At 62.4% G+C, this 4,525-nt stretch carries 4 protein-coding genes and 1 pseudogene; 1 reads left to right on the top strand and 4 read right to left on the bottom strand.

Annotation, left to right across the window (positions count from 1 at the left end; translation table 11 throughout):
• From ACZXDY_RS44905 to ACZXDY_RS44890, 4 genes and pseudogenes are all read right to left on the bottom strand, one after another.
• Positions 1-386, bottom strand: a pseudogene (locus tag ACZXDY_RS44905) (hypothetical protein); the annotation flags it as partial.
• Positions 387-476: 90 nt separating this feature from the next.
• A complete protein-coding gene (locus ACZXDY_RS44900) occupies positions 477-1,682 on the bottom strand; it encodes an NAD(P)/FAD-dependent oxidoreductase (protein ID WP_463331974.1) in 1,206 nt (401 codons plus the stop codon).
• A 111-nt stretch (positions 1,683-1,793) separates the two neighbouring features.
• The gene (locus tag ACZXDY_RS44895; RefSeq protein WP_464349895.1) at positions 1,794-2,081 is read right to left on the bottom strand and encodes a hypothetical protein; all 288 of its coding nucleotides are present in this window, start codon (positions 2,079-2,081) and stop codon (positions 1,794-1,796) included.
• A 35-nt stretch (positions 2,082-2,116) separates the two neighbouring features.
• The gene (locus ACZXDY_RS44890; RefSeq protein WP_464349894.1) at positions 2,117-2,947 is read right to left on the bottom strand and encodes an alpha/beta fold hydrolase; all 831 of its coding nucleotides are present in this window, start codon (positions 2,945-2,947) and stop codon (positions 2,117-2,119) included.
• A gap of 337 nt (positions 2,948-3,284) precedes the next feature.
• Here ACZXDY_RS44890 and ACZXDY_RS44885 point away from each other — a divergent pair, with 337 nt between their 5' ends.
• Positions 3,285-4,238 (top strand): helix-turn-helix transcriptional regulator, encoded by a 954-nt coding sequence (locus tag ACZXDY_RS44885; RefSeq protein WP_464349893.1) that lies wholly within the window; start codon positions 3,285-3,287, stop codon positions 4,236-4,238.
• The last annotated feature ends 287 nt before the right edge of the window (positions 4,239-4,525 follow it).

Here is a 4,525-nt window from a genome sequence, read left to right as displayed (position 1 = left end):
CCAAGGCTTCCTCCTAAAAGAAAGCCTTGAATCACGTTCCATCTGATTTGAGAATCCCAAGAGTCCACACGACCTAGTCCAGCGTCAATGAGGATGGTCTTGCCGCCGCTCCGCACCACGACCACGTTCAGCGCCCAATCGAACGCGTCCTGCGGCAGGAACATGTCTTTCAGCCAGGCCGCGCGGTCGGCCGGGTCGGCGTTGTGTCCCAACATTTGGGTCGGGAGCGGCAGCACGCCATCGCTGACCACCAGCACGTCAATGTCGCCGACCTTCAGCGCGTAGCGCGACGGAACGAGCTCTTCGGGTCCCGATGTAAGGGGGTCTGCGGTCGTGTCTAAGCTCATGTTTGTCTCCTGCTGAGTGTTGCGGATCATCTGATTCATCTTTGAAAATTCCTGCGTTTGATCTTGGCGCTCGATCCTGGACGGGCCGCGCTTCCCGCGTGGGAAGCGCGGTCAATGCTGGTGAGGTGTTCAGAGGTCGGTCACACGCTCCGGATCGGCTGAGGCCAGCGCGGCGGCACGCTTGGCCTGCGGCGGATAGATCCACACTGTGTTGATCTCCTGCTTGGTCTTCTTGGCGACCTCGCCGACCATCTCCACCTTGCGCTCCCAGCCGCGCGTGAAGAGCGCGCCGGCTTCGCCCAGGTCTAGGCAGGTGACGTAGGCCTTCTGGTGATAGGGCTTGGTCGGGACTCCCATGAGCTCCGCGGCGGCATTGTTGCCGGCAAAGGCGCCCATCCGCGTGGCGTGCTGGCACGACATCAGCGCGTAGTTGCCGTCATCGTCGCAGGCGGCGCGGGCAGCGTCGCCAGTGGCGAACACGCCGGGCACTCCTGGCACTTGCAAACAGCGGTCGACCAGCAGCCGGCCGAAATTGTCGCGCTCGGCGGGGATCTGCTGAGTCAGCGGAGCTGCGCGCATGCCTGCCGCCCAGATCACGGTCTCGGTCTCGATATGTTCACCGTTGGACAGCGTGACGCCGGATTGGTCGAGCGAGGCGACGCCGGCCCCGAGGCGGGTTTCCACACCGAGTTTGCGCAGGGCGTCTTCGATGAGCGGGCGGGGACCTTCGCCCATGTCGGGCGCAATCGCATTGTTGCGGTCGACGATGATGACGCGCGGTTTCGCATCCTTGCCAAGGATCTTGCGCAGCCGCGCGGGCATTTCGGTCGCCGCCTCGATACCGGTGAAGCCGCCGCCGGCAACGACGACCGTGTCGCGCCCGTTCTTTGCCGGGCGGTCGGCCAGGCCGTGCAGGTGCTTGTCGAGGGCGATCGCATCGTCGAGCTGGTCAACGGAAAAGCCGTGCTCGGCGAGGCCGGGAATATTCGGGCGGAACAGCCGGCTGCCGGTCGCCACGACCAGCCGGTCGTAGGAGAGCGACTTGCGCGTGCCTTTGTCCGTGGTGATCTGCACCATGCGGGACTTGGTGTCGATCGTCTCGGCGCTGCCCTGCATGTAGACGACATCGATGGCCTTGAGCACATCGAGCAGAGGCGCCGTCAGCGTCTCGGGCTTCGGTTCGTAGAGCCGCGGGCGCACCACCAGCGTCGGATCGGGCGCGACCAACGTGATCTCGAGCTCCTCGGGCGAGACGCCCCGGATGTCGCGTAGGCGGGCGGCGGAAAGTGCGGCGTACATGCCGGCAAAGCCGGCGCCGATGATGACTAATCGCATGTCATTTGCTCCTGTGGTTTTGGCTTCCAAAAGTCCGCGCGTTACCGGCGCTGCCCCACATGGGCGGCAGCGACCGACGACGACGCGAAGCGGTGAAACGAGATCTGGTTCTTAAGGGGCGACGCAGCCGGGCGGCGACCAGCGCGGCCAGCCGTGGCGGAAGACGATCGGCTGCGTGGGCTTTACGCCCCACTCCTGGTGGGGAAGACGGGAGCCGTCCCTGGGCATGATGGAAATCAGCGGGTGCGCCCGTTGCGCGGCTTGCGGTGGAATCTCCACCTCTTCACCCGCCGCTGAAGTGAAGCGAACGGCCAGCGACAGCCCGTAGATGACCGCAGAGGCGACGGCTCTCGGCCGCGATCTGATTGCAAGGGGGACGACGAGGTTCTTCCAGGTCATTTTTTGTCTCCCGCTGTTCTTGACGTCGATGCCGACTAGGCTGAGATGAAGGAGAGAAGCTCGGCGTTGATGATGTCGGCATGTGTCGTGCACAGGCCGTGCGGCAGCAGGTCGTAGATTTTCAGAGTGCTGTGCTTCAGTAGCTTCGCCGATAGGGGTGCCGAGTCGTTGACGGGTACGATCTGGTCGTCACCGCCATGCAGGACGAGCGTGGGCACGGTGATGCTCTTCAGATCCTCGGTGAAGTCCGTTTCCGAGAAGGCTTTGATGCCGTCATAGTGGGCCTTGGCACTGCCCATCATGCTCTGGCGCCACCAATTCCAGATGACGGCCTGCGATGCTTCTGCGCCCGGGCGGTTATAGCCATAGAATGGACCGCTCGCGAAGTCTTGGTAGAACTGCGCCCTGTTGGCGGCGAGCTGCTGGCGTAGGCCATCGAACACTTCGATGGGCAAGCCAGCCGGATTCGCCTCTGTCTTCAACATCAGCGGCGGCACCGCACCGATCAGGACCAGCTTGGCCACGCGATTTCTGCCATGGCGTGCAACGTAGCGCGCGACCTCGCCGCCGCCCGTGGAATGACCGATGTGAATGGCATTCCGAAGATCAAGGTGCTCTACGACGGCCGCGACATCGGCTGCGTAGTGATCCATATCGTGGCCGTCACTCACCTGCATCGAACGGCCATGACCCCGGCGATCATGGGCGATGACACGGTAACCCTTGCTGACGAAGAAGAGCATCTGGTTATCCCAGTCGTCGGCGGTCAGCGGCCAGCCGTGGTGAAAAACGATCGGCTGGGCGGATTTCGGCCCCCAGTCCTTATAGAAAATCTGGACGCCATCGTTGGTGGTGACGGAGATCATAGGATCGGTCCCTTGAGTTCGTGTGTCGCTCTCTCAGCGTGGGCACGACGATCTCTAGCGAACCTGGCGTGCCGCTGCCCCAGAGCGTTTGCCGTCGCTAAAGAGCGATTGCTGCTAACGCCTCCGCCAATCGCTCGGTGTTTCGCAGGTTCTGCGGATAGCTCGGCCAATTATGTGTTCTTCCGCTACACCGTAGCGGGTAGATCACACTATCCGTCAGGTTTACGTGAGGAGTTTGCTGAGGTAAGTTCCGCCATCAGGTCAGCGACCGCCCCACCTACTTGCTCGCGCCATCGCGGCGAGGGCTCCATCGCCACCGCAACTTTGGTATTGGATCATGAATAAGCCGATCCTGCGCGATCCGTTGCAGGAGCAGCCGCCCGCCATATCTGAGGGCCGTCAGAGCGGCGTGTCCGTTGCCGATGGGCGTCGTGCCCATGCGGAGATGGCCCGTGTGCTCGGGACCGAACCGTTTCACATGGCATTGGACGCCTCCGGTGCCGGGATCGCCCACTGGAAACATGAACCACTGCACGACGTCGTCGCGCCAATGGCCCATCACGTCATCATGGCTTACAACGGTATGATGCAGCGCATGGAGCGGCGGTCAGGAAGATCGGTCGCGATTGGAACGTTTCGTCCCGGGGTTGTGATAATCATTCCGGAAGGATCAAGCTCCCGATGGGATATTCCGAAACCTGTTGATGTCGTCCAGCTCTATCTTCGTCACGCAACGCTGAGGCGCGTTGCCGACGAAGCCGATATCTCCACACCGGTCGATCTCATGGAGCGAACGGCGCATCCCGACCCCTTTACATCCCGATTGCTGTTGAGCGCGGTGGATGTCATGGAGGGCAATGGGGCCCTGGATACCCTGTTCAGGCATCAGCTGACGGACCTGCTGGCCACGCGCCTCCTGGCTGCGCACGCCGGCTCGCCAACCACATCCCGGCCGACCATGGGTGGGCTGTCGCCGAAGGTCCTGCTCCGTGCCATCGAACGCTTGCGCTCGGGCAGCGACACCGACGTCTCCCTCGATGCCCTGGCTTCCGATGCTGGCCTGTCGCGCTTCCACTTCTGTCGTGCCTTCAAGGAGAGTACCGGGCTTTCGCCGCATGCCTGGCTGCGCCAGCACCGCCTCGAGCAGGCCATGAATATGCTGCGCGACACCGACGAGTCGGTCGTCTCGGTCGCCGCGGCGCTTGGGTATGCCTCCCAGACGGCCTTCGCCGCGGCGTTCAGGAAGCTGACCGGAGAAACGCCGAGCGATTGGCGACGGCGCATGCGTTAACAGCAATGCTCCGCGTGGGACGTCAGGCTGAACCGACGTACCACTTGGCATATGACTTATTGCGCGACTTCCGTTTGTAGTCCATCGCGTTGCTCGCTGCTGTGCAACAATAAGTCGGCTATCGGGGCATAGCGGACCTCGGAAGCCGCCCGTCCGGCAGATTTATGGGTTCACGGCCTAGTCACGTGAATCTAAAGTTCGCCACATAAAGTCTGCTGAGCTTTGTGACAGAAGCGTTTGACAGAAGCCAAGATCTGGTCTGCGGACTTGGTCCATTTGAAGGGCTT

It is taken from the genome of Bradyrhizobium sp. LeoB3 (assembly GCF_055456055.1).
This window is presented reverse-complemented; position numbering and strand designations above follow the sequence as displayed.